The 20,548-nt window shown below is 71.6% G+C and carries 18 protein-coding genes and 1 pseudogene; 11 read left to right on the top strand and 8 right to left on the bottom strand.

Going from position 1 to position 20,548, the window contains the following annotated elements:
* The first annotated feature begins 3 nt into the window (after window positions 1–3).
* Both ACIQCZ_RS11955 and ACIQCZ_RS11950 read left to right on the top strand, forming a co-directional pair.
* Complete coding sequence (locus ACIQCZ_RS11955; RefSeq protein ID WP_402281663.1) at window positions 4–1,419, top strand: NAD(P)/FAD-dependent oxidoreductase; 1,416 nt, start codon at window positions 4–6, stop codon at window positions 1,417–1,419.
* Between the two features lie 80 nt (window positions 1,420–1,499).
* Entirely contained in the window at window positions 1,500–2,033 is a 534-nt protein-coding gene (locus ACIQCZ_RS11950) for an Lrp/AsnC family transcriptional regulator (RefSeq protein WP_376208477.1), read from the top strand.
* Window positions 2,034–2,048: 15 nt separating this feature from the next.
* Here ACIQCZ_RS11950 and ACIQCZ_RS11945 read toward each other — a convergent pair whose 3' ends face one another.
* The 3 genes from ACIQCZ_RS11945 to ACIQCZ_RS11935 all read right to left on the bottom strand — a co-directional run bounded on the left by ACIQCZ_RS11945 (window position 2,049) and on the right by ACIQCZ_RS11935 (window position 5,458).
* Window positions 2,049–3,002, bottom strand: coding sequence for a hypothetical protein (locus ACIQCZ_RS11945; protein ID WP_402281662.1), 954 nt, complete (start codon window positions 3,000–3,002; stop codon window positions 2,049–2,051).
* A gap of 180 nt (window positions 3,003–3,182) precedes the next feature.
* Window positions 3,183–3,971, bottom strand: coding sequence for an oxidoreductase (locus ACIQCZ_RS11940; protein ID WP_402281660.1), 789 nt, complete (start codon window positions 3,969–3,971; stop codon window positions 3,183–3,185).
* A gap of 233 nt (window positions 3,972–4,204) precedes the next feature.
* Window positions 4,205–5,458, bottom strand: coding sequence for an ROK family transcriptional regulator (locus ACIQCZ_RS11935; RefSeq protein WP_402281659.1), 1,254 nt, complete (start codon window positions 5,456–5,458; stop codon window positions 4,205–4,207).
* Between the two features lie 302 nt (window positions 5,459–5,760).
* Here ACIQCZ_RS11935 and ACIQCZ_RS11930 point away from each other — a divergent pair, with 302 nt between their 5' ends.
* Both ACIQCZ_RS11930 and ACIQCZ_RS11925 read left to right on the top strand, forming a co-directional pair.
* Window positions 5,761–7,992 (top strand): alpha-N-acetylglucosaminidase, encoded by a 2,232-nt coding sequence (locus ACIQCZ_RS11930; RefSeq protein ID WP_402281658.1) that lies wholly within the window; start codon window positions 5,761–5,763, stop codon window positions 7,990–7,992.
* Between the two features lie 155 nt (window positions 7,993–8,147).
* A complete protein-coding gene (locus ACIQCZ_RS11925; protein WP_351082184.1) occupies window positions 8,148–8,387 on the top strand; it encodes a hypothetical protein in 240 nt (79 codons plus the stop codon).
* 165 nt (window positions 8,388–8,552) lie between these two features.
* On the opposite strand, the gene ACIQCZ_RS11920 is transcribed toward ACIQCZ_RS11925, so the two are convergent.
* From ACIQCZ_RS11920 to ACIQCZ_RS11910, 3 genes are read right to left on the bottom strand one after another with little or no spacing between them, the layout of a single operon-like run.
* Complete coding sequence (locus ACIQCZ_RS11920) at window positions 8,553–11,210, bottom strand: CHAT domain-containing protein (protein WP_402281657.1); 2,658 nt, start codon at window positions 11,208–11,210, stop codon at window positions 8,553–8,555.
* Window positions 11,200–11,511 carry a hypothetical protein gene (locus ACIQCZ_RS11915; protein WP_402281656.1) on the bottom strand — a complete coding sequence of 104 codons (312 nt, stop codon included), beginning with the start codon at window positions 11,509–11,511 and terminating at the stop codon, window positions 11,200–11,202. Before ACIQCZ_RS11915 ends, ACIQCZ_RS11920 begins: the two co-directional genes overlap by 11 nt.
* Complete coding sequence (locus ACIQCZ_RS11910) at window positions 11,508–12,038, bottom strand: hypothetical protein (RefSeq protein WP_402281655.1); 531 nt, start codon at window positions 12,036–12,038, stop codon at window positions 11,508–11,510. Before ACIQCZ_RS11910 ends, ACIQCZ_RS11915 begins: the two co-directional genes overlap by 4 nt.
* A 42-nt stretch (window positions 12,039–12,080) precedes the next feature.
* On the opposite strand from ACIQCZ_RS11910, the gene ACIQCZ_RS11905 reads away from it, so the two are divergent.
* Together ACIQCZ_RS11905 and ACIQCZ_RS11900 are read left to right on the top strand one after the other, a co-directional pair.
* Entirely contained in the window at window positions 12,081–12,434 is a 354-nt protein-coding gene (locus tag ACIQCZ_RS11905) for a hypothetical protein (RefSeq protein ID WP_402281654.1), read from the top strand.
* On the top strand, window positions 12,431–13,306 hold the full coding sequence (locus ACIQCZ_RS11900) for a hypothetical protein (protein WP_402281652.1): 876 nt from the start codon (window positions 12,431–12,433) through the stop codon (window positions 13,304–13,306). Before ACIQCZ_RS11905 ends, ACIQCZ_RS11900 begins: the two co-directional genes overlap by 4 nt.
* A 177-nt stretch (window positions 13,307–13,483) precedes the next feature.
* On the opposite strand, the gene ACIQCZ_RS11895 is transcribed toward ACIQCZ_RS11900, so the two are convergent.
* Complete coding sequence (locus ACIQCZ_RS11895; RefSeq protein WP_402281650.1) at window positions 13,484–15,019, bottom strand: glutamate synthase subunit beta; 1,536 nt, start codon at window positions 15,017–15,019, stop codon at window positions 13,484–13,486.
* 105 nt (window positions 15,020–15,124) lie between these two features.
* A complete protein-coding gene (locus ACIQCZ_RS11890; protein WP_402282156.1) occupies window positions 15,125–16,198 on the bottom strand; it encodes a PP2C family protein-serine/threonine phosphatase in 1,074 nt (357 codons plus the stop codon).
* Window positions 16,199–16,592: 394 nt separating this feature from the next.
* Here ACIQCZ_RS11890 and ACIQCZ_RS11885 point away from each other — a divergent pair, with 394 nt between their 5' ends.
* From ACIQCZ_RS11885 to ACIQCZ_RS11865, 5 genes and pseudogenes are all read left to right on the top strand, one after another.
* Window positions 16,593–16,748 (top strand): hypothetical protein, encoded by a 156-nt coding sequence (locus ACIQCZ_RS11885; protein WP_402281649.1) that lies wholly within the window; start codon window positions 16,593–16,595, stop codon window positions 16,746–16,748.
* A gap of 186 nt (window positions 16,749–16,934) precedes the next feature.
* The gene (locus ACIQCZ_RS11880; protein WP_402281647.1) at window positions 16,935–17,372 is read left to right on the top strand and encodes a hypothetical protein; all 438 of its coding nucleotides are present in this window, start codon (window positions 16,935–16,937) and stop codon (window positions 17,370–17,372) included.
* 187 nt (window positions 17,373–17,559) lie between these two features.
* On the top strand, window positions 17,560–19,149 hold the full coding sequence (locus ACIQCZ_RS11875) for a N,N-dimethylformamidase beta subunit family domain-containing protein (protein ID WP_402281646.1): 1,590 nt from the start codon (window positions 17,560–17,562) through the stop codon (window positions 19,147–19,149).
* A gap of 208 nt (window positions 19,150–19,357) precedes the next feature.
* Window positions 19,358–19,801: a cupin domain-containing protein gene (locus ACIQCZ_RS11870; protein WP_402281645.1), complete on the top strand. Its 444-nt coding sequence runs from the start codon at window positions 19,358–19,360 to the stop codon at window positions 19,799–19,801.
* Between the two features lie 101 nt (window positions 19,802–19,902).
* Window positions 19,903–20,117, top strand: a pseudogene (locus ACIQCZ_RS11865) (MOSC domain-containing protein); the annotation flags it as partial.
* Between the last annotated feature and the right edge of the window lie 431 nt (window positions 20,118–20,548).

The following is a 20,548-nucleotide window of genomic DNA, read 5'->3' as shown; positions in this document are numbered from 1 at the left end:
CACATGACCACCGCCGCCCCGCGCCCCACCGGCCACCGCAGCCGCCTGCGTGACACGAAGGCCGCCCCCTACTGGCTGGACCGGCCCGAGCACCCCACACCCCTGCCCCGGCTGACCGCCGACACCACCTGCGATCTCGCCGTCGTCGGCGGTGGCTACACCGGCCTGTGGACCGCGCTGCTCGCCAAACGCGCCGACCCGGATCGGGATGTCCTCGTCCTCGAACAGAACACCTGCGGCCATGCGGCCAGCGGCCGCAACGGCGGCTTCTGCTCACCCAGCCTCACCCACGGCCTCGCCAACGGCGCCGACCGCTGGCCCGCCGACGCCCGGCTGCTGCACCGCCTGGGCATGGAGAACTTCGAGGCCTTCCGGCGCGACCTGGACACCCACAACATCGACTGCGGATTCGTGCGCGGCGGCAAGGTCACCGTCGCCGCCACGCCCTGGCAGGCGGAAGGACTCGACAGCGCCCACACGCTCGCCCACCGGTACGGCGAGCGGACCAGGCTGCTGAACCGTGCGGAACTACGGGCTTACGTCGACTCCCCCGGCTGGACCGCCGGCCTCTGGTCCCCCGACTACGCGCTCCTCGACCCGGCCCGGCTCGTCCGGGGCCTGCGCGCCGCCTGCCTGGACCTCGGGGTCCGCATCGCCGAGCACACCGAGGTCACCGCCCTGACCACCCGTCATGCCGGCCGGGTGCGCCTCGCCACCCCGTACGCGGCGGTCGGCGCCCGGCAGGTCGCTCTCGCCACCAATGTCTACCGGCCCCTGCTCAAGCGCCTCTCGCTCAGCATGATCCCGGTCTACGACTACGCCCTGACCACCGAGCCCCTGAGCGACGAGCAGCTCGCCGCCATCGGCTGGACCGGCGACCACGGAATCACCGACGCGGGCAATCAATTCCACTATCTCCGCAAGACCGACGACAACCGCATCCTCTTCGGCGGCTACGACGCCATCTACCACTACGGCAACCGGGTCGACGAACGGCTCACCCAGCGACCCGCCACCTTCGACACCCTCGCCGCCCAGTTCGCCGAGACCTTTCCCGCCCTCGCCGATGTCCGCTTCTCGCACTCCTGGGGCGGTGTCATCGACTCCACCACCCGCTTCTGCATGTTCGCCGGCACCGCGGCACACGGCCGGATCTCCTACGCGCTCGGCTTCACCGGGCTCGGCGTCGGCGCCACCCGGTACGGTGCCCAGGTCATGCTGGACCTGCTCGCGCGGAGGCGCACGGACCGGCTCCGGCCCGCGATGATCCGCCGGCCCCCGGTGCCCTTCCCCCCGGAGCCGGTCCGGTATCTGGGCGTCGAGGCCACCCGCTGGTCCTTGGCCCGCGAGGACATGCACGGCCATCGCAATCTGTGGCTGCGCACCCTGGACCGACTCGGCCTCGGTTTCGATTCCTGAGCCGGGCAGGATAGGCCGCACGACCGAAGATCCAGGCCCGCACACCGTGACGGGCCGTACATGAGAGCCGGAGCAACAGCATGAGCACGCTGGGTGGCAGCCCCCTGGACGACACCGACCGCCAGATCATCGCCGCACTCCAAGCGGACGGCCGCCGCCCGTACAGCCAGATCGCCGAGGAACTCGACATCCCCGCCTCCTCCGTGCGCTACCGCGTCCAGCGCATGGAGGAGAACGGCACTCTTCAGATCGTCGGTATCGCCAACCCGCTGACCATCGGCTTCGACCGGTTCGCCATGGTCGGCATCCGGGTGAGGCCGGGCAGCGCCCAGGAGGTCTGCCGACGGCTGAGGGAGCTGCCCGAGACTTCCTACGTCATCATGACGGCGGGCACCTACGACGTGATGGTGGAGGTGATCTGCCGGGACACCGACCACTTCACCGATCTGATGAACCGCAGGCTGCACCAGATCGACGGAATCGTCTCGACCGACTCGTTCTTCGTACTGGAAGTGCACAAGCTGGCGTACGGCTGGGGCGTCGGCGAGGTGGACACCTCGCTGCTCGACGCCCCGCAGCCGCCGCTGGGGGCGGGCCTCGACCAGCGCGCCTGAGCGGCGGGGCGGTCCTCAGCCCGTGAATCCCACGTGGACATGGTCGTGATGGGTGGCGTCGGTGAAGAACTGATACGCCGTCGCACCTCCGGAGAGCCGGACCGGCCCGCCGACGTTGTACGAGCCGGCCGCCGCCGCGTCGCGCATGAACGACTCGATCAACCGGCGCGACGTGGCCGGATCGACGACCAAGTGCCCGTCGATCCGCCCCACGTCGAAGGCCCGGCCCGATGGATGATCACTGGGCCGGTCGGTGCCGAACACGTACAGCGGGTGCCCGGAGCGGATCACGCTGACGTCCATCCGGTACGTTCCGGCCAGGCTCAGCAGGGCCCGCAGCACGCTCGGGTGGACGTGCCCGCTGCGGATGTCCGACTCGGCCGCGGGCGGCAGACCGATCCGCGGTTCGGCCAGCACCCGCTCGGCCTCCGTGGGCAGCGCGGCTGCGGCGGGGCCGGGGCGGGCCGGGTGGAGACCGGTGACCTCCCAGTGGGGCCGGGCCCGGCTCAGCCGTACGTCGACGGTCGTGCCGCCCGCGTGGCCGGGTGTCCACTGACGGCACACCACCAGCACACTGGCCGAGTCGGCCAGGATCCCGCCGTACTGCGCGTCGATCACCTGAAGTGCGGCACGGTCGGCGTCGGGGCGCAGCGCGCCCGCCCGGTCCACCAGTGACGGGGCCGCCCCCAGCGCGGCCACCCGTTTCTTCGCCGCGGCCGCACCGCCCCGGCCGGCGGGCCAGGCGCCGATCGCCTCCACCACGCGCACGGCACGCAGCTTCACTTCGGGGTCCACATCGCCCCGGTCGGGTCGCCAGGCCGTGGTCGTCGGCAGGGGTGGGAGCGGGGGCCGGGCTACGGACGTGGCCGGGGCGGCCTCCGTCCGGGAGGTCGCGGAGCAGCCCATGGGTCCCGCGAGCAGTCCACCGGTGCCGAGCAGCAGGGCGCGTCGGCCGAGTGAGGGTGGCATGCGATGTCCCGTTCTCCTTCGGGGTCCTTCTCCGCACGGACGCGGACCCGGGCGGATTGCGATGGTTGTCGGCGCTCCCGGCGCGCCGCGGCCGGCCGGATGCTCAGCGGTGCGGGGCCGGCGTCCCCCGGCACCGGGTCCTCTCCGTGCCGACCCCCTCCTGCAACAGGTCGTTCCCCGTCACAGCGTCGTGACGAGTCCTCCGTCGATGACGAATTCCGATCCGGTGACGTTGCCCGACCGGCCGCTCGCCAGCAGCAGTACCAGATCGGCGACTTCTTCCGGCAGGCTGAACCGCCCGGTCACCGCCTGGGCGGCGAACCCCTGGGCGATGTCGTCCGGTTCGCTGCCGGCGACCGCCGCGACGGTCTGCGCGATGCCTCCCTCGCCCAGCCAGAGGTCCGTGGCGACGGGCCCGGGGCTGACGGTGTTCACCCGTACCCCGTGCGGGCCGACCTCCTTGGACAGGGCCTTGGAGAAGTTGCTCAGGGCCGCCTTGCTCGCTCCGTAGTCGATGACCGAGGGGTCGGGCAGAAAGGCGCTGACCGAACCGACCGTCACGATCGATCCGGAGCCGCTTGCGATCAGATGCGGCAGGGCGGCGCGTGTGGTGCGCACCGCGGTGAGGAGGTTGACCGTCAGCGCCCACGTCCATTCGTCGTCGCCGACGGACAGGAAGCCGCCCGCTCTCGGACGCACGGCCCCGACATTGTTGACGAGGATGTCCAGGCCCCCGTACCGGTCGACCGCTTCCGCCACCGGTCCCTCGGCACCGTCGGGCCGGGTGAGGTCCGCCCGCACGAAGTGGACGTCCTCGCGCGCCGCAAGCTCGGACAGCGGTTCGGTGAGGGTCCGGGAGGCCGCGACCACTCGCACGCCTTCGTCGGCGAGGGCGCGTGTCACGGCAAGGCCGATGCCCCGGCCGGCGCCGGTGACCACGGCCGTCCTGCCTGTCAGACGCAGATCCATCACGCTCTCCCAGCAAACGAACGGCACCGACGAGGAATTGGGGCGCTCAACCGGGGGAAGGGCGCCGGACCCAGCGTCACCGGGCCCCGCGGTGACGGCACGGCCCGGAGTGCAACTGGGTGACACCGGCCGACCGTCCGGGTGACAGCGGCAGTCGGTACGCCTCCGTCGCTCCGCCCGGCGCCGCTCTCCGTCCGCCGGGCACCACGCCGGGCACCACCCCCGCCCCGTCGCTACGTCACGCCTTGGTGGGTCGCCGTCACACGTTCTTCGGCGACGTCCAGGGCATGACGCACCGCCCCCAGCGCCACGGCCCGTTCACCGAGCACCGACGCGTCGAGTTCCACCGGCACCAGGGTGCGGGATCGCAGGTGCCTGCGCACCGGTTCGAGCAGGGTGTCGCCCGCCCGCGAGACACCGCCCCCGACGACGACACGGCCCGGGTCGAGGACGAGCAGGAGCACGGCGAGTCCGCGGGCGAACCGGGCGGCCACCCGTTCCACCACGTCGACGGCGGTCCGGTCCCCCGCACTCGCCGCCGCGAAGAGTGGTGCGATGTCGTGGGCGGCGCCGACGGGAGCACCCGCCTCCAGGGCCAGCCGGTGAATGGCCTCGGCGCCGACGAGCCGTTCGAACGGCCCCATGCCGTCGGCCGGACGCGGTCCGGGGACCGGACCGGAATCTCCCATGAGATCGATGAATCCCAGCTCACCGGCGGCGGCCGAATTGCCCCGGTAGGGGCGGCCGTCGATGACGATGCCGGTGCCGATGCGCCTTCCCCACTGGACGAAGACCAGGCAGTCGGTAGAGGTACCGGCGCCGTCGCCCCTGCCGGTCGCCGAGGAGGCCGCGGCACCCTGCCGGCACTCGGCCAGCACCGCGAGGTTGACGTCGTTCTCGATGGACACCGGACAGTGCAGCCACTCGCGCAGCAGGGTTGCGGCCGGCAGCCCGGCCCAGTCGGGAATGCTGGGCGCGAGCAGCACCTCGCCCCGCTCCCGGTCGACGATCCCGGGGGTGCCCGCGCTCACCGCCCACAGGCTCGACAGCGGCACGTCCGCCTCGGCCGCCGCCGCCGTGAGCGCGGCCCGGACCGTGGCGAACAGGCGCGTCCCTCCCGTACCCCTGTCCACGGCGGTGCGATGCGTGGCCAGTACCCGGCCTGCCAGGTCCGCGATCATCACCAGCACCTTGTGCGGGCCGATGTCGACCCCCGCGACGTGCCCCGCCTCGGCGCGGAACCTGGCGTACTGGGCGGGCCGGCCGAGCTGTTGCGGTCCTACGGCCGTGGTGAACTCCACCAGTCCGCAGTCCCTCAGTTCGCCCAGGGCCCTGGTCACCGCGGGCCGTGACAGCCCGGTGAGCGCGGCGAGGTCGGTGACGCGGGCGGTGGGCGCGTCCCCCTCCCGCAGTGCGGCCAGGACCGCGGCGACGTTCATCCGGCGCAGGACGTGCGGGCCGGTGGCCGCCGCTCTGTGGACTGACATGTGCGTCAACTCCCTTGCCGAACCGCACTGTCGGCACTGTACCCAGCGCTTCGAGAGCGCGGACGGTCGGCGCTCTTGACGGTCACGGCACGGTCCGCCCATATTAACGAATGCTCCGTTAGTAACGGCCTTGGCCGCGATGGGCAGCGGGAGAAGGAGCGCGTTCGGGGCCTTGGGATCCAAGGCGGAGGTCCCGGACGCCGCGACGCCGCCGACCATCGCGGGCGAGACCGTAAGTCTGATGCGCGTCCGCTCCATGCACTCGGCAAACCTCCGCATCCCTTCGTCGGACGAGGTCAACGTTGAGAAGCCTCAGATCCTGGATCGTCGTCTGCACGACCGCCCTCACGGTGCTGGCCGCGGTGTTGAGCGCTCCCGCCGTTCCCGCGGAGGCGGCTCCCCGCGGGAGACCCGCCTTCGCCGCCGGACCGGCCGAGGCGGCCCTGCGCCGTCTTCTCCCCCGGCACGCCGGGCAGTTCGACCTCGTGGCGGTGGACCGTCCCGCGTCCGGTGACTATTTCGCCGTCTCCGGGACCGCCGGGCACGTGCGGGTTCGAGGGAGCAGCCCCGCCGTGCTGCTCAGCGGAGTCGACTGGTACCTGAAGTACACGGCGAAGGTGGACATCGGCTGGCCCGGTGACAGCACGTCGAGACTTCCGAAGAAGCTCCCCGCGCCCGTCGGCACGGTCCGCCGGGACGCCTCCGTGCCGCACCGGTTCGCCCTCAACGACACGGACGACGGCTACTCCGGCGCGTACCGGGACTGGGCCTCGTACGAGAAGCAGATCGACGTCCTGGCGCTGCACGGCGTCAACGAGGTGTTCGTCCAGATGGGTGCGGACGCCGTGTACTACGACACGTTCCGGGAGTTCGGGTACGCGAAGAAGGACCTCGCGTCCTGGATTCCCGGTCCGGCGCACCAGCCGTGGTGGCTGATGCAGAACATGTCCGGCTTCGGTGGCCCGGTCGGCGAGAAGCTGCTGGACCGGCGCGCCGCGCTCGGCCGCAGGATCGCCGATCGGCTGCGCCTGCTCGGCATGACCCCGGTCCTGCCCGGCTACTACGGCACGGTCCCGCCCGGGTTCACCGACCGCAACCCGACGGGCCCCGTGGTCCCGCAGGGCGACTGGGTAGGCTTCGAGCGGCCGGACTGGCTGGACCCGCGCGGCAAGATGTTCCCGAAGGTCGCCGAGGCCTTCTACCGTCACCAGCGAAGGCTGTTCGGTGACTCCACCATGTACAAGATGGATCTGTTGCACGAAGGCGGCAGGCCGGGCGATGTACCCATCGCGGACGCGGCTCGGGCCGTCATGAGCGCTCTGCAGACCGCGCACCCGGGCGCCACCTGGGTGCTGCTCGGCTGGCAGAGCAATCCGTCGACTCAGCTCATCGACGCGGTCGACAGGAACAGACTGTTCATCGTCGACGGACTGGCCGACCGCTACAACGGTCTGGACCGGGAGGCCGCCTGGCACGGCACGCCGTACGCCTTCGGAACCATCCCCAACTTCGGCGGCCACACCACGATCGGGGCCAACTCGGCGGTCTGGACGACCCGGTTCAACGAGTGGCGCACCAAGCCGGGCAGTGCGCTCCGGGGGATCGCCTATCTGCCGGAGGGCACCGGCGGCAACCCCGTCGCGTACGAGCTGTTCACGGAACTCGCCTGGCAGAGCGCCCCTTCCGACGACGCGGCCTGGTTCGCCGCCTACGCGGAACGCCGCTACGGAGGCGCCGACCCGCATGCCGCCAAGGCATGGGAACTGCTGCGGGCGGGCCCCTACAGCACACCGTCCGGCACCTGGAGCGAGTCCCAGGACAGCCTGTTCACCGCACGCCCCGCACTGACGGTCGGCTCCGCGGCCAGCTGGAGCCCGTCGTCCATGCGGTACGACGCCTCGACGGTGCAGCGGGCGCTCACGGAGTTGCTCCGAGTCGCCCCCGAACTGCGGAAGTCGGATGCGTACCGGTTCGACGTGGTGGATGTGGCCCGGCAGGCACTGGCCAATCGCAGCCGTACGCTGCTGCCGCAGATCAGGTCCGCGTACGAGGAGAAGGACCTGGCCCTGTACCGGCAACGGGCCACGGAGTGGAAGCGGGATCTCGCCCTGCTGGACCGGCTGCTGGCCTCCGACCGGCGGTTCATGCTGGGACCCTGGCTCAAGGACGCCAGGTCCTGGGGCGACACCGATGCCGAGCGGGCCGCGGCGGAGTTCGACGCCCGCTCGATCCTGACCACCTGGGGCCATCGTTCCGGCAGCGAGTCCGGTGGGCTGCGCGACTACGCGAATCGCGAATGGTCGGGACTGGTGGGCGACTTCTACGCCGAACGCTGGACGCTCTATCTCGACTCCCTCGACACGGCCCTGGCCACCGGCCGGCCCCCGGCCGCGATCGACTGGTTCGCGCGGGACAACGCCTGGAACCTGGAGCGCAAGAGCTACCCGGTGAAACCCACGGGCGACCCGGTCGCACTGGCCGACACCGTACGCGTGGCTCTTGCGGCGCCCCTCGCGCCGACCGCCCTGCGTTGATCGACCGACGCCCGTGCCCACAGCGCCGTTGGAGACCATCGCCCCGGACCGCACCTGCTCCACGGTCCGCCACTGCCGGACGGCGCCGCGGAAGTCCGTCCTGCGTGACACAGCTCACGACTATTCACGTATTGCGCAACCATTAAAGTGTAGGCATGGATGCCGATACCTCCGACACTCAGGCCAACCAGCAGATCGCGATGCTCGACGGCGGCCCCGCACACGGGCTGCGTATGTGGGTCACCAGCCGGCCACCGGTGGTTCAGGTCACCTGGCCGTGCGAGGTCGAGGCGCCACCCGAGGGCATGCGGGTGGAAGCCCTGTACGTCTATCGACTCGACCCCCGGGCGAAGGAGCAGCCGCTGCGCTACGGCTTCGACGGGGCCAGCCCCTGACGGTCCCCGGTCCGCGGACCGGCACGCACCGGGAGTGAGGGACCCGGCCGGTCGCGGACACACGTTCACCGACCGTGCCGGGTCGCGGCGGGGTCCCTTCGTCCCGCGCGGCGGACTTCGGCCGAGGGCCATTCCGCCGCGCACGGCGCGAAGGACCCCGTCCGGTCAGGGTCCGATGTGCTGGTGCGACGCCCACAGCAACGGGCTGTTGCCGGCGTACTCGTCACGAACGCCCCTGACGGCGGCGTGCAGGCGACGCGCCGGGTCCGCGCCGCCGGGCAGTTCCGCGTAGACGTCGTCGGCGATCCGGGCGGCCACATCGTCGACGATGGGCCACAGGGTGCCGATCACATGCGAGTATCCGGCCAGTTGGAACGCCGACGAGATGTGGATGACCTCGTCGGACAGTTCATCGCCGCCGCGCGCCGTACCGCAGGCGGACAGATAGGCGAAGTGGGCGTCCGGGATGCGCAGCCGTCCGATGTCCACGACCGACAGCGCTCCCCCGGCCAGGGTCAGTCGGCTCGCCGAGGGTTCGCCGACATCCGTGGTGGCGTGGCAGGCGATGTGGACCCAGGCCGCCGTAGCCAGCTCCTCACGCACGCTGTCGGGGTCGGCCGCCCCGTCCAGCAGCATCCGGACTCCCGGCAGCCGCGCACCGGCGACCTCGGCCTCCCTTTCGGCGGCGGGCAGTCGGTGGTCGGGCAGGTCCCCGATGGCGACGACGAGCGAGCGGTCCGGTGGCCGGTGCGCGCCGCGGAGTCGGGCGCGCAGCAGTTGGTGCAGCGTGGGGGTGCAGGAGCCGACCACGCAGTCGAACACCGTGCGCCCGTCCCGCACCGTGTGGTGCCCGGCCGCGTGCACCGGAAGCAGCGACAACTGCCCGGTCGGCAACCACCAGAGCCTGGGCAGCGGATCGGGCCCCGGTTCGAGGCCGAGCGTCTCCAGCACGGGGCCCGTCACCGTGTCCCAGAGCCAGCCCAGCAGGCGCGTCACGGACCGGCTCGCGGCCCACCGCAGATCCGGCTCGACGGTCGGGGAACGCATCAGATCCTGGGCCAGGTCCAGAGCGATACGGCGATCCTCGACCGCGTCCGGAGTGAGGCCCGGCAGGGAAATCACCTCTGTTCCGGCGGCCGTGAGCGCGATGGCGTGGCTGCCGAACCGGCTGACGTTGACCACCACGACGGGGCCCGCGGCCGCGACCTGGGACCGCACGACCTCGTCGACCCGCTCGGGCACCTCCCCCAGCGCATGCGAGAACAGGACGCAGCGTCCGCGTTCCAGCAGGTCCAGGGCTTCGGCGGGATCCGCACCGCGGTTCAGCAGGCAGGCCGCCGCGTCCGAGGCCAGGCCCCCGAACGGCATCAACTGATACTCCTGGTCGTCCCGTTGCTCCAGCCGCGACACCAGGTCCGGCAAAAGGTCGACGGTCAACCGGAACGCCTGCTCGGCTCCGGCGAAGTCGCCTTGTTCCGCCGCCGATCGGCCCCAGCGCTGGCTTGCCAGTCCGCGGACCCGCAGCGGCGCGCCGGGCGTCCTGGCCGCCTCCGCGTACGCCGCCACGGCCCGGTGTGCGTCCGAAGGGGGCAGCGACGCCGCCAGGTCCAGCAGCCGACCCGCTCGGCCGGGATCTTCGTGCGACGGGGCGAGCCTTACCGGATCGGGTGACAGATCGGCCAGTTCGTCGAGCACGGCGGCCCGCTCGGGGTGTCCGGGCGGGTACGCGTGGGCCAGTTCCGTCGCCAGAAGGCCGGCCTCGGCGAGATGTTCGGGCGTGCCGCCCTCGGCGCCGTGCCGGTCCCGCAGAGCGAGCGCCAGCCCGGTCATCGCCTCGGCCCGCACACCGGGCCGGTCGATCGGCAACGCCAGCGCGGCCCGGCAGAGAGCCACCGACTCCTCCAGCACGGGCGCTTGGGGGCGGCGCAGGAACGCCTGCCGCAATGCGGCGCCGAGCCGGGCCATGCGCAGGGGGCGGTCCCGGTGGTCCGCCGGTGTGAGTTCCAGTGCGGACCGCAGGGCGCCGATCGCCTCGTCGAGCCGCGGTGAGTCGCCGGTGCGCCGGTATCCGTCGAGCCATTCCGCGCTCTGCTCGGTGAGAGCGGCGGCACGGGCCAACGGCCCATTACTCGCGCGGAGTTCGACCGGACGCGGGGTGCCCGAGCGGCCCGTCAGCACGTCCCGGTGGGCCTGCATCGCGACGATCCCGGCCAGCGCGTCCGGCCGTGTCGTGGCGCCGGAGGACGCCTCCCGGTACCGGGCCAGGGACTCGACCAGCGCGGCCCGGTCGCCCGTGTACTCGTACCGGCAGCGCAACGCGTCGGCCAGGACGAGCAGCCGGCGCGGCTGGGACTGCTGGAAGGCGAGCGGGTCGAACACCGCGTCCTGCCCGAGCCGGACGGCCATGTCGAGCAGGGGCAGCGCCGCGGTCTCCTGGTAGCGGTCCAGGAACCTGGCCGCGAGGTCGCCGATCGACGTCGCGATGTCGGTCAGCCACGCCCGCGCGACCACATCACGCCAGAGCGCGACCGCGATGCGCAGAGCGCGCCGGTCGTGCGTCCGCTCCCACTGCCCCAGCACGGCGCCGCCCAGTTCGCGCAGATGCGCGGCGATGTCGTCCTGGTCCCAAGCGCCCGACGGCGAACGGAAGGCGTCGAATCGGCCCGACACGGGAGCGATCCGGTCCCGGAAGACCTCTGTCTCGGTGTTCTCGCGCAGGATGCGCCGCCACTGGGCCGGGGTCGGATCGACGACCCTCAGGGACGAGCGGTTCAGCTCGTCGACCGCCGCGTCGAAGGCGGCACGCGTCCGGTCAGTGGCCATCGCGGCAGGCCAGGATCAGCCGGACCGGACCGGGGATCTCGTATCCCTCGGCACGGTCGTCGACCAGTGCCAGCAGCCTGAGCGCCTCGGCGAGGTCCCGGTCGGACGTGCTGCCGGCGCGGTAGCGCGCCCAGTACACGGTCCCGCCCACGTGGGCCGCCTCGGCGTCGAAGCCCTCGTTCGGACCGAGGAGGGCGTCCAGCTCCAGGCCCGCATCGAACGCGAGGACTGCTTCCCGGTCCCCGGTGCCGCGGTAGCGCTCCAGCCGTTCCCGAAGGCCCGCCAGCACCGGGTCCGTCATCGGACGGCCGCCAGGTCCCGCCGGACACCGTCGACCATGGCTTCCAGGAAGTGCCGGGAGAAGGAGTTCGGCGGCTCACCCACCCTGATCCGCCGCCCACGTTCGGTGAAGAAGGCCGAGTCGGGCATCCTTTCCTGGTCGGCCGGGATGAACTTGAGCAGTTCCTGGTACGCGGCCAGTGCCTCCTTGAGCGTGTTGCGCAGCTCGTCCGGCCGGGCGCGGACGCGGTCCAGTTCTCCCATGTACGCGAGGGAGATCATGCGCCATTCGCCGGCGTCGATGATCTGCGACGGCTCGGGTCCGCCGTACCGGTCGGCGTGCTGGGGTGCCAGTGCGGGCATCCGGAACACGAACCGGCGTTGCCTGCCGCATCCCACGCATCCGAACGAGTGCTCCGACGCGAGCCCCTGGTCGGTCTGGATCGACGCGTGCCTGTAACCGGTGCTTCCGCTCTCACCGCACTCGCACGGGTGCAGCTCCATGTACAGGTGCGCTTCGGGAACGGACCGGGCGTACGGCAGTGGCATACCGCTCACTGTAGTTCGCGGCAGCCACTAGGATCCATGGATATGAGCGAAGACCGACACGAAGTCGCCAGGCTCTGCGAGAACTTGACCTTCTTGCGCCGCGAAGCGGAGAGACGCGGTCTCGGTGCGCGGTTGGACGCGATCGTGGCCGCCGCTGCGGCCGGCCGGACCGAGGGCATCACCGCCTTCATGCGGAGTGTGGGCGCTCCGGAGTCGGCCGAAGTACGTGGCCCAGGCGGCATCGTCCACCCGGCGGCCACCGAATTCCGCTTCGGCGTCGATGTCTACGGGTGCCCCGGCGAAGCCTGCGACCGGAGTTGGATCCGGCCGCCGGGAACACCCGTCGAGGTCTGCGCGGTGCGCGGCACCGCACTGCGCCTGCGGCCGACCGCGTGACCGGTCTCCTCGTCGAGGTCGGCCGACGGCTGGCGGAGCGCTGGCTCTCCGTCCTGGTCCTCCCCGGCCTGCTGTTGGTCGCGGCGCTGTCGACAGGACTCCTGCTGGGTCAGGGAGATGCCCTCTCGGCGCGCCGACTGGCCGATGCCGCAACCGACATGGCGCGTCGTCTCCAGGCCGACGGCTCCGCCACGGTCCTGCTGACCGGGCTGGCGGCCCTCCTCGGCGCAGGTGCCGCCGGGCTGGCCGCGCAGGGACTGGGCCGGCTGGTCCGGGCCGTCTGGCTGGGAGACTGGCCCCAATGGGCCACCCCGGCCAGGAGCCGTCTGTCTCAAAGGCGGTCGCGGCAGTGGCAGAACCACCAGGCAGGGCTGGAGGAGGCGGCCGCAGCCGGCCGCGACCCGTCCGGCTTCGCCCGGCGCCGCAACCGGATCAGCCTCGCCCCGCCGGTACGGCCGACCTGGATGGGCGACCGCCTCGCCGGCGCCGATGTCAGGGTCTTCGCCGAATACCGGTTGGACCTCGCGGCGTGCTGGCCCCGGCTGTGGCTGGTGCTGCCCGAGGACGTACGCGAGGAACTGCGCACCGCGTCCGGGGCGCTCGACGCCGCCGCGGTGCTGGCGGGTTGGGCGGTTCTCTACGCGTTCGCGGGTGTCGTGTGGTGGCCCGCCTCGCTCGTCGCGGTGGCTGTCTACGCCACGGGCCGGTATCGGGCCCGGATCGCTGCGGCGACCTTCGCGGACCTGATCGAGTCCACCGTCGACCTGTACGGCGGCGCTCTCTGCACGGCCCTCGGCCTGGCTGCCGCCGAAACCCCGCTCACTCCGGAACTCGGCGCCGCCGTCACCTCCCGCTGCCGCAAGGGCGCTTGAGCCGTCGCGGGGCGTGATCCTGACGAGAGGCCCTGATGGCCGACCGGCATCGGAGCGGTGAGAAGCGGCGCGCGTCCCACGGGGTGACGAGGACCGCTGACGTGGCAGGGACCGACGGTGGCCACGCCCTCGCTGTGACGGGACGGCGTCACACCGGCTCGGGTGTGCCGGATCCATTCAGGCGATCATGGGCCGGTCGTACGGGGCGATCGGCGCCGGAAGCACCGTGGAGCCGCTCAGACAGCGGTCCGTCGCCGCCGCGACGGACCGCCCCTCCGCGATGGCCCACACCACCAGGGACTGCCCGCGGCCCGCGTCACCGGCGATGAACACCCCGCCCGTCCCGGCTCGGGCCGTCCGCTCGGCCGCCCCCACCGCACCAGCCGTTTCGGCCGTTCCCGCCGTTTCCGCCGCGAAGGCGCCGTTGCGGGCGAAGTTCCCCCGGTCGTCCAGCACGAGCCCGAGCTGCCGCATCAGACCGGTGCCCCGCTCGGGGCCGAAGAAGCCCAGGGCGAGCAGGACCAGATCCGCCGGAATGACCCGCTCCGTCTCCAACCGCGGCCGTCTGCCCTCGGGCTCCACCTCCGCCAGTCGCAGCGCGCGCACATGACCGGAGCGATCCCCTTCGAAACTGAGGGTGGCGGACGAGAAGACTCTCGGATCCGTGCCGCCTCCCCCACGGGCTTCTTCATGAGCATGGGATATCCGATAGACCTTCGGATACACGGGCCAGGGCTCGGTGTTCCGTCGGGTCTCACCGGGCTCGGGATTGATGTCCAGTTGCACGGCGGAAGCTGCGCCCTGCCTCAGCACGGTGCCCAGACAGTCCGAACCGGTGTCGCCGCCGCCGATGATCACCACATGCCGGCCCTCGGCGGTGACGGCCGGCACGTCGCAGTCGCCCTCCGTGACCCGGTTGGCCAGGGTCAGGTAGTCCACGGCCTGATGGATTCCGTACAGCTCGCGGCCCGGGACGGCCAGCTCCCGCTGCCCGGTGGCTCCGACGGCGATCACGACCGCGTCGTGTCGCCCGGCGAGTTCCGCGGCGTCGACATCGCCGCCGACGTCCACACCCGTGCGGAACTCGGTACCCTCCGCCCGCATCTGCTCGATTCGGCGGTCCAGGTGGCGCTTCTCCATCTTGAACGCGGGAATGCCGTAGCGCAGCAGTCCGCCGATGCGGTCGGCACGCTCGTAGACGACGACGGCGTGGCCGACGCGGGTGAGTTGCTGCGCCGCCGCCAGCCCCGCGGGTCCGGAGCCGATGACCGCGACGGTCTTCCCGCTGAGCCGCTCGGGCGGCTGCGGCGGCGCGTATCCGCGTTCCCAGATCTGGTCGGCGATCGCCTGTTCGACGTTCTTGATCGTCACCGGGTCGGCATTGATGGTCAGTACACAGGCGTCCTCGCAGGGCGCCGGGCACAGCCGCCCGGTGAATTCCGGGAAGTTGTTCGTCGCGTGCAGCCGCTCGGCCGCCGCCCACCAATCGCCCTTCCGCGCATACGCGTTCCACTCGGGGATGAGGTTTCCCAGTGGGCAGCCGCTGTGGCAGAACGGTATGCCGCAGTCCATGCATCGCCCCGCCTGCGCGGAAACGAGCGGTAGCCGTGCCTGCCCCGCGTAGACCTCGTTCCAGTCGCTCAGCCGTTCCTGGACGGGGCGTGCCGGAACGGGACGGCGGGGGGTCTTGAGGAAGCCGTGGGGATCGGTCATGGGCCGCCTCCGTCGCTCACTCGCGGTGCACAGGCGTACGGCCAGACTACGCCTGCGGGCGGGCCCGGCGGGGTTCACGCCGCCGCCGCACCGACCGGCGGGCCGTCAGAAGGAGTGGTCGATCCTGCCACGATGGTGAACCACGTCGGGGACGGCTGCGCGGTGGATCGCGATGACAGCGGCGTCGTCGCCCAGACGCCCGCCGACGTGGGCGAGGAGGTCGCGTCGCAGATGGTTCAGGAGCGCCTCCGGGGAGCTCTCCGTCCATCGGGCGGCCCGCTCCTCGAACGGGTAGAAGTCCCCGCCCCGGTCACGCGCCTCGACGACCCCGTCGGTGTAGAGGAGAAGGGTGTCACCGGCCTCGAAGGGGAACGCGTCGAGGGTGTAGGACGCAGGGCCCATGCCGCCGACCCCCAGCGGGGGCGCGGGATGAAGACCCGGCACGGTGACGGAGTGTCCCGGGCCCAGCACCAGGGGCGCGGGGTGTCCGCAGCTCGTCATGCGGCTGATGTGGTCCTCGTCAGGGATCTCCAGCAACAGAGCGGTGACGAAGGGTTCTCCCGGCTCGTCCTCCGAGTCGAAGTCGGCCTGATAGCGCGTGACGCTCTGTTCGAGGGCGGCGGCGAGTTCGGGCAGGCCGGTGTGCTGGTGGGCGGCCTCGCGGAAGGCGCCGAGCAGCAGGGCGGCCTCTCCGATGGCGGCCAGGCCCTTGCCCCTCACGTCCCCGATCATCACGCGCGTTCCGCCTTCGACGCGGGTGGCCGCGTACAGGTCTCCGCCGATCAGGGCCTCGTCCTCCGCGGCCAGGTACAGCGAGGCGACCTTCAGCGGGCCGATCCGGTCCGGGAGCGGCCACAGCAGGACGTGCTGTGCGGCTTCGGCCACCGACCGCACACGTGCCAGCTGCCGTCCGCGCCGTTCGCGTATCAGGGCGAAGAACACGGTCAGCACCGAGAGCAGTGCGATGGCGACGATCTGCACCAGTATGTTCCGGGAGGACAGCGTGCCGATGTGCTGGCCGATGTACGCCTGGGCCGCCACGGCCAGGACGCCGATGCCCCCGGTCGGGAGCGGGCCGGCGAACGAGGCGGTGAGCGCCGGTGCGATGACCAGCAGCGGCCCCAGATGGATGTCCTGCGGCGCGAAGATGTCCACCAGGGTGATCACGACGATGAGCATGACGGGAATCGCCAGCAGCGCATGGCTCGGCCGCCATGGTTCTCGCAGATCCGTAAACCGTTCACTGAGGCCCACGCCTCCACAGTGCACCGCCTCAGGGCGGCGCACGAGTCGGCCGACCGCGGTCCGGGCCGCCGGTCCCTCTTCGGCGCGGCGCCGCTCCGTACACGGGCGTTCCCGCCGAGGCGTCCTGGACCCGTGGCCCGGACGGGCGTCAGGGACGCCCCGGTCGTACGGACTGCCGACACCCCGGCACCGGGGACCGCACGCCGGGAGAGTGTCACCACACGCATCCGCGCGCTCACGGAGTGCCCGGTACGCACAGCCCGGGCCGTCCACCGAATGACGCGTTAGGCTCGTTTTGTGGGCAGACGTCCCGACCGTGGAGGCGGTCATGAGCGAGATGGACATGTATCCGACCCCGTCCCAGGCCGAGGGCGAGAGGCTCGAAGAGGACAGGGATCCGGCCGAGGAGCGGCACCCCGCCACGATGCGCACCCAGCCGTCACAGGCGGAGGGCGAGCGCCGGGCGGAGGACAACGAGAGCTGACGGAGAAGCGGCATCCGTTCGACGACGACCCGCTGGGGGTTCGCCGGGTGGAGGGTGCGTAGGCCCTCCTCCTTCTCCCCCTTCTCCCCCGCTGCCGAACCGAGTGAGCACAGCGCCCCGGAAGGGGCGCTGCCTCGTATCGAAGGCCGATCACCGGTCTCCGAGCATGAAGGAGGTGCGCCCGGTATGGATGCGGAACGTGCCGGCCGTCTGGTGTCGGCGCTCCGCGCCCGTGACGTGATGGCCCATGTCGTGGAGGCGGGTGTCTACGAGTTCGGGATCCGCGTCGTCCTCGACGAGGGAATCGAGGCTCTGTGGGACGTCGACGGGGCCTCGGGGCTGGACGCGGAGATCGTCGGCGACGGAGTGCTCATCGGCTTTGTACCCCATGTGCCCGGCTCGGAGAACTTCACCGAAGCACAGCTCGTGGAGAGCATCGCGACGACGCGGTATTCGGCGGAGGGGCTCCGCCCGCCCAGCGACGCCGCCGCCCCGGCCGGTGAGGCCGCACCCCCCGACACGTCCGCACCACCGCCCTCTCCCCCGATCACCCCGCCGGTCGCCCGCTACCAGCGCCGGGCGCATTGGATCCGTCGAGGCGACAGGAACGGCCCCCGGCACTGACCGGCGCTCGCGGGAAGCATGGACGCCGCAGGCCCACGGGGCCGGGCCCGGCCGACCCGACGGCGAGAACCCCGGACGAACCCGGACGGAGTGGCCCGTCCCCGATTCGGCCGTGCCGGGTCGTCGCCGGGCAGGTGGCGGGTGACGATGGCCCGTGACGGCACTGCGGCACGGGTTGGCGGGCGACATGAAGCATGGTGAGGCGCAGAGCCCCGGGCTCCCCGGTCGCCTGGACCGCAGGCACTTCCTCGCTGCCGCGGCGACGGGCGGAGCGATGGCGGGCGGCATGGCGGTGGGCGGCTGCCACTCCTCCGCGAGCGGGGAGCCCGGCACCGGGTCCGTACCGCCCGGCGCGACCCGTACCGCCGAGAACACGGAGAGGACCCGGGCGGGGAATGCCGACTGGCGCATCCGTTCGGTGGGGCCGCCCGAGGCGGTCGAGGGCTATACGGACAAGGTGAGCGTGCTGCCGGGTGAGGAGTTCGGCCTGCATGTCTCCACCACCGCCCCTGCGTTCCGGGTCTCGGCCTACCGCGTCGGCTGGTACGACGGGGCCCAGGCGCGGCTGGTCTGGCGTTCGCACCGGGTCGCCGGGGCCGTCCAGGCCCGCCCCCGCATCCTTCCGGCCACCCGGACCGTGCGCGCGGACTGGCGGCGTTCGCTCCGGGTCCGCGCCGACGGCTGGCCGGAGGGTGCGTACCTGCTCCGGCTGGATGCGGACAACGGCCACCAGCGCTATGTACCACTGATCGTCCGCTCCGCGAGCGCGGCGGGCAGAACCGTGCTGATGCACGCCGTGGCGACATGGCAGGCGTACAACGTGTGGGGCGGCTACAGCCTTTACCAGGGCGAGAACGGCGCCTACGGCACACGATCGCTCGCCGTGGATTTCGACCGCCCCTACGACGGCAACGGCGCGGAGAAGTTCATGGTCTACGAACGGGCGGTGGTGGTCCTGGCGGAGAGACTGGGCATCCCGCTCGCCTACACCACGGGAACGGACGTCCACCGTGATCCCGGCGTTCTCCAGGGCGCCGTCGCCGCTCTCTCGCTGGGGCACGACGAGTACTGGACGCCGCAGCAGCGGGCCCATGTCACCCGGGCCCGCGATGCGGGCACCAATGTGGCCTTCCTCGGCGCCAACGCCTGCTTCCGCCGGATCAGGCTGGAGCCGGACGCCACCGGAGCCGACCGCACCGTCGTCTGCTACAAGACCGACTACCGCGACGATCCGTACCTCGCCGACCACGCGGACATGCCGACCAACGACTTCCGCCGGCCTCCCGGCGCCTCCCCGGAGTCCTCCCTGACCGGTGTCCTCTACGAGGGCTATCCGGTGGACGCCCCGTATGTCGTCCACGGGAGCGACCACTGGATCTTCGAGAGAACGGGCGTGAAGCGAGGAGACTCCTTCGCTCACCTGGTAGGGGTGGAGTACGACCGGGTCGTCCCGGAGATGCCCACCCCGGCGCCGCTCGAAGTGATCGCCCATTCCCCTCTGGTCTGCAACGGCGCGCACAGCCACGCCGACTCCGCCTACTACACCGTCCCGAGCGGAGCGGGCGTCTTCGCCTCGGGGACGATGAGGTGGGTCGAGGCCCTGATGGCGGGGACCCGGGAGAACGGGCGCAACCACGGCATGGATGCCCGTACAGGGGCTTTCGTCACCCGTGCCACGGAGAATCTGCTGCACGCGTTCGCCGCGGGCCCGTGCGGCCGGAGCAGGCCGAAGCCCAGGGACAATGTGAGGGACGTGTACGCCTCCGCACCGCACTGACGGCATTCCGGCCCCCCGGTCGATGAACTCCCGGGCCCGCAGGCGCAGTCGGCCCCGAATTCCGCCATCCCCGGCGACTGCTCGCGCGGTACTCCTTCGCCCCGGAAGCGCGCGTTGCCATTACGGCAACGATTGTTGTCACTCGATGCGCGCCGATCACAGTCTGGTGCCGGGCCGAAGACCATCGAGACCATCAGGAGGCCACACGATGACCACCCACGAAAGCGTCGGGGCAGCACCGGGCGGCGACGACGACGCACCGCCGAGGAACCGGGTCCACCACGTTCGATCCGGCGAGCTGGACGGCTACGCCGCGATCAGCGGCGGCACGGTCGGATCGAAGAAGCTCTGGATGGGCCGGGTGGAGAACCCGCCGCTGAGCGCGACGGACAACCACCATCACGGCGAGTCGGAGGCGGGGATCTACGTGGTCAGCGGTCACCCCGTGTTCGTCTTCCACGACGGCACGGAGGAGGTACGGATCACCGCGGATCCCGGCGACTTCCTGCTCGTCCCTCCGTTCGTTCCCCATCGCGAGGAGAACCCCGACCCGAACGAGCCCGTGGTCGTGGTGATCGCGCGGACCACGCAGGAGCCGATCAAGGTCTCCCTGCCCGAGCTGTACCGACTCGAGGAGACGGAAACGCGATAGGAGGGGGCCCGGTTCACGCGAAGTCGGGCCGGACCGTCAGGTCCGCCCCGGCGCCGTGGGCCGTAGATCTTGGGCCGAGGGCCGAGGACCGAGGGCCGAGCATCGACCAGGGCGATGAGGCCGCCGGACGGCTGTCGGAGTCTCTGGGCGCGCCGACCGGCTGATGCGTGTGCCGCCGGAACACAGCCGGGTAACCGATGGCCGGACGCCCGGCACCTCCGGTCACGCCGACAGTTGCGCCGTACATACCCTCTCCCGGTCCACTCCGGACCTGCTCGACGAACGGCCGGCCGAACGAGGAAGCGCGCCACTGCCCAAGCCTTCACGTCCGCCGAGGGCGAGAGTGCGGCCGGTTCCGCTGACCCGACCGAGCTCGCGGCTCCCTCTCGCTCCCAGCAACGGAGCACGACATCACGACATCCGCGGCAGAAAGGATTTGGCGAACATCACACTTCGACAAACCCGACACATCGGGCATTTCGCCCTAAAAATCGAGGGTTCTCATCTCCGGGCGCCGTAAGGTCACCGTGTCCTATGAATTGGGATTCGATCCGGTTCGACCGCGCCCTGTCTCCCGTTCATCGGTGATTCTCCGCGGCCCGAACAGATGCCGGGGCGGGCGACCCGTTGCAGCCCATGTCGCTGAGCGGTGGTGACCACACACTTCGGTGGCCCGGCTCGCAGCCGACCGCGGGGTCCGGCGACATGACCTATGGCACACGCGAGACGGGACACAGCCCTCATGTA

Source organism: Streptomyces sp. NPDC093149 (genome assembly GCF_044754145.1).
Lineage (GTDB): Bacteria > Actinomycetota > Actinomycetes > Streptomycetales > Streptomycetaceae > Streptomyces.
This window is presented reverse-complemented; position numbering and strand designations above follow the sequence as displayed.

Coding starts and splice junctions, on each gene's coding strand:
- ACIQCZ_RS11935 (WP_402281659.1), bottom strand. CDS start 5,458: ATGTCAGTCCACAGAGCGGCGGCCACCGGCCCGCACGTCCTGCGCCGG.
- ACIQCZ_RS11895 (WP_402281650.1), bottom strand. CDS start 15,019: ATGACCGATCCCCACGGCTTCCTCAAGACCCCCCGCCGTCCCGTTCCG.
- ACIQCZ_RS11890 (WP_402282156.1), bottom strand. CDS start 16,198: ATGCTCATCGTCGTGATCACCCTGGTGGACATCTTCGCGCCGCAGGAC.
- ACIQCZ_RS11885 (WP_402281649.1), top strand. CDS start 16,593: ATGAGCGAGATGGACATGTATCCGACCCCGTCCCAGGCCGAGGGCGAG.
- ACIQCZ_RS11950 (WP_376208477.1), top strand. CDS start 1,500: ATGAGCACGCTGGGTGGCAGCCCCCTGGACGACACCGACCGCCAGATC.
- ACIQCZ_RS11945 (WP_402281662.1), bottom strand. CDS start 3,002: ATGCCACCCTCACTCGGCCGACGCGCCCTGCTGCTCGGCACCGGTGGA.
- ACIQCZ_RS11920 (WP_402281657.1), bottom strand. CDS start 11,210: ATGGCCACTGACCGGACGCGTGCCGCCTTCGACGCGGCGGTCGACGAG.
- ACIQCZ_RS11940 (WP_402281660.1), bottom strand. CDS start 3,971: ATGGATCTGCGTCTGACAGGCAGGACGGCCGTGGTCACCGGCGCCGGC.
- ACIQCZ_RS11925 (WP_351082184.1), top strand. CDS start 8,148: ATGGATGCCGATACCTCCGACACTCAGGCCAACCAGCAGATCGCGATG.
- ACIQCZ_RS11880 (WP_402281647.1), top strand. CDS start 16,935: ATGGATGCGGAACGTGCCGGCCGTCTGGTGTCGGCGCTCCGCGCCCGT.
- ACIQCZ_RS11870 (WP_402281645.1), top strand. CDS start 19,358: ATGACCACCCACGAAAGCGTCGGGGCAGCACCGGGCGGCGACGACGAC.
- ACIQCZ_RS11905 (WP_402281654.1), top strand. CDS start 12,081: ATGAGCGAAGACCGACACGAAGTCGCCAGGCTCTGCGAGAACTTGACC.
- ACIQCZ_RS11910 (WP_402281655.1), bottom strand. CDS start 12,038: ATGCCACTGCCGTACGCCCGGTCCGTTCCCGAAGCGCACCTGTACATG.
- ACIQCZ_RS11875 (WP_402281646.1), top strand. CDS start 17,560: ATGAAGCATGGTGAGGCGCAGAGCCCCGGGCTCCCCGGTCGCCTGGAC.
- ACIQCZ_RS11955 (WP_402281663.1), top strand. CDS start 4: ATGACCACCGCCGCCCCGCGCCCCACCGGCCACCGCAGCCGCCTGCGT.
- ACIQCZ_RS11915 (WP_402281656.1), bottom strand. CDS start 11,511: ATGACGGACCCGGTGCTGGCGGGCCTTCGGGAACGGCTGGAGCGCTAC.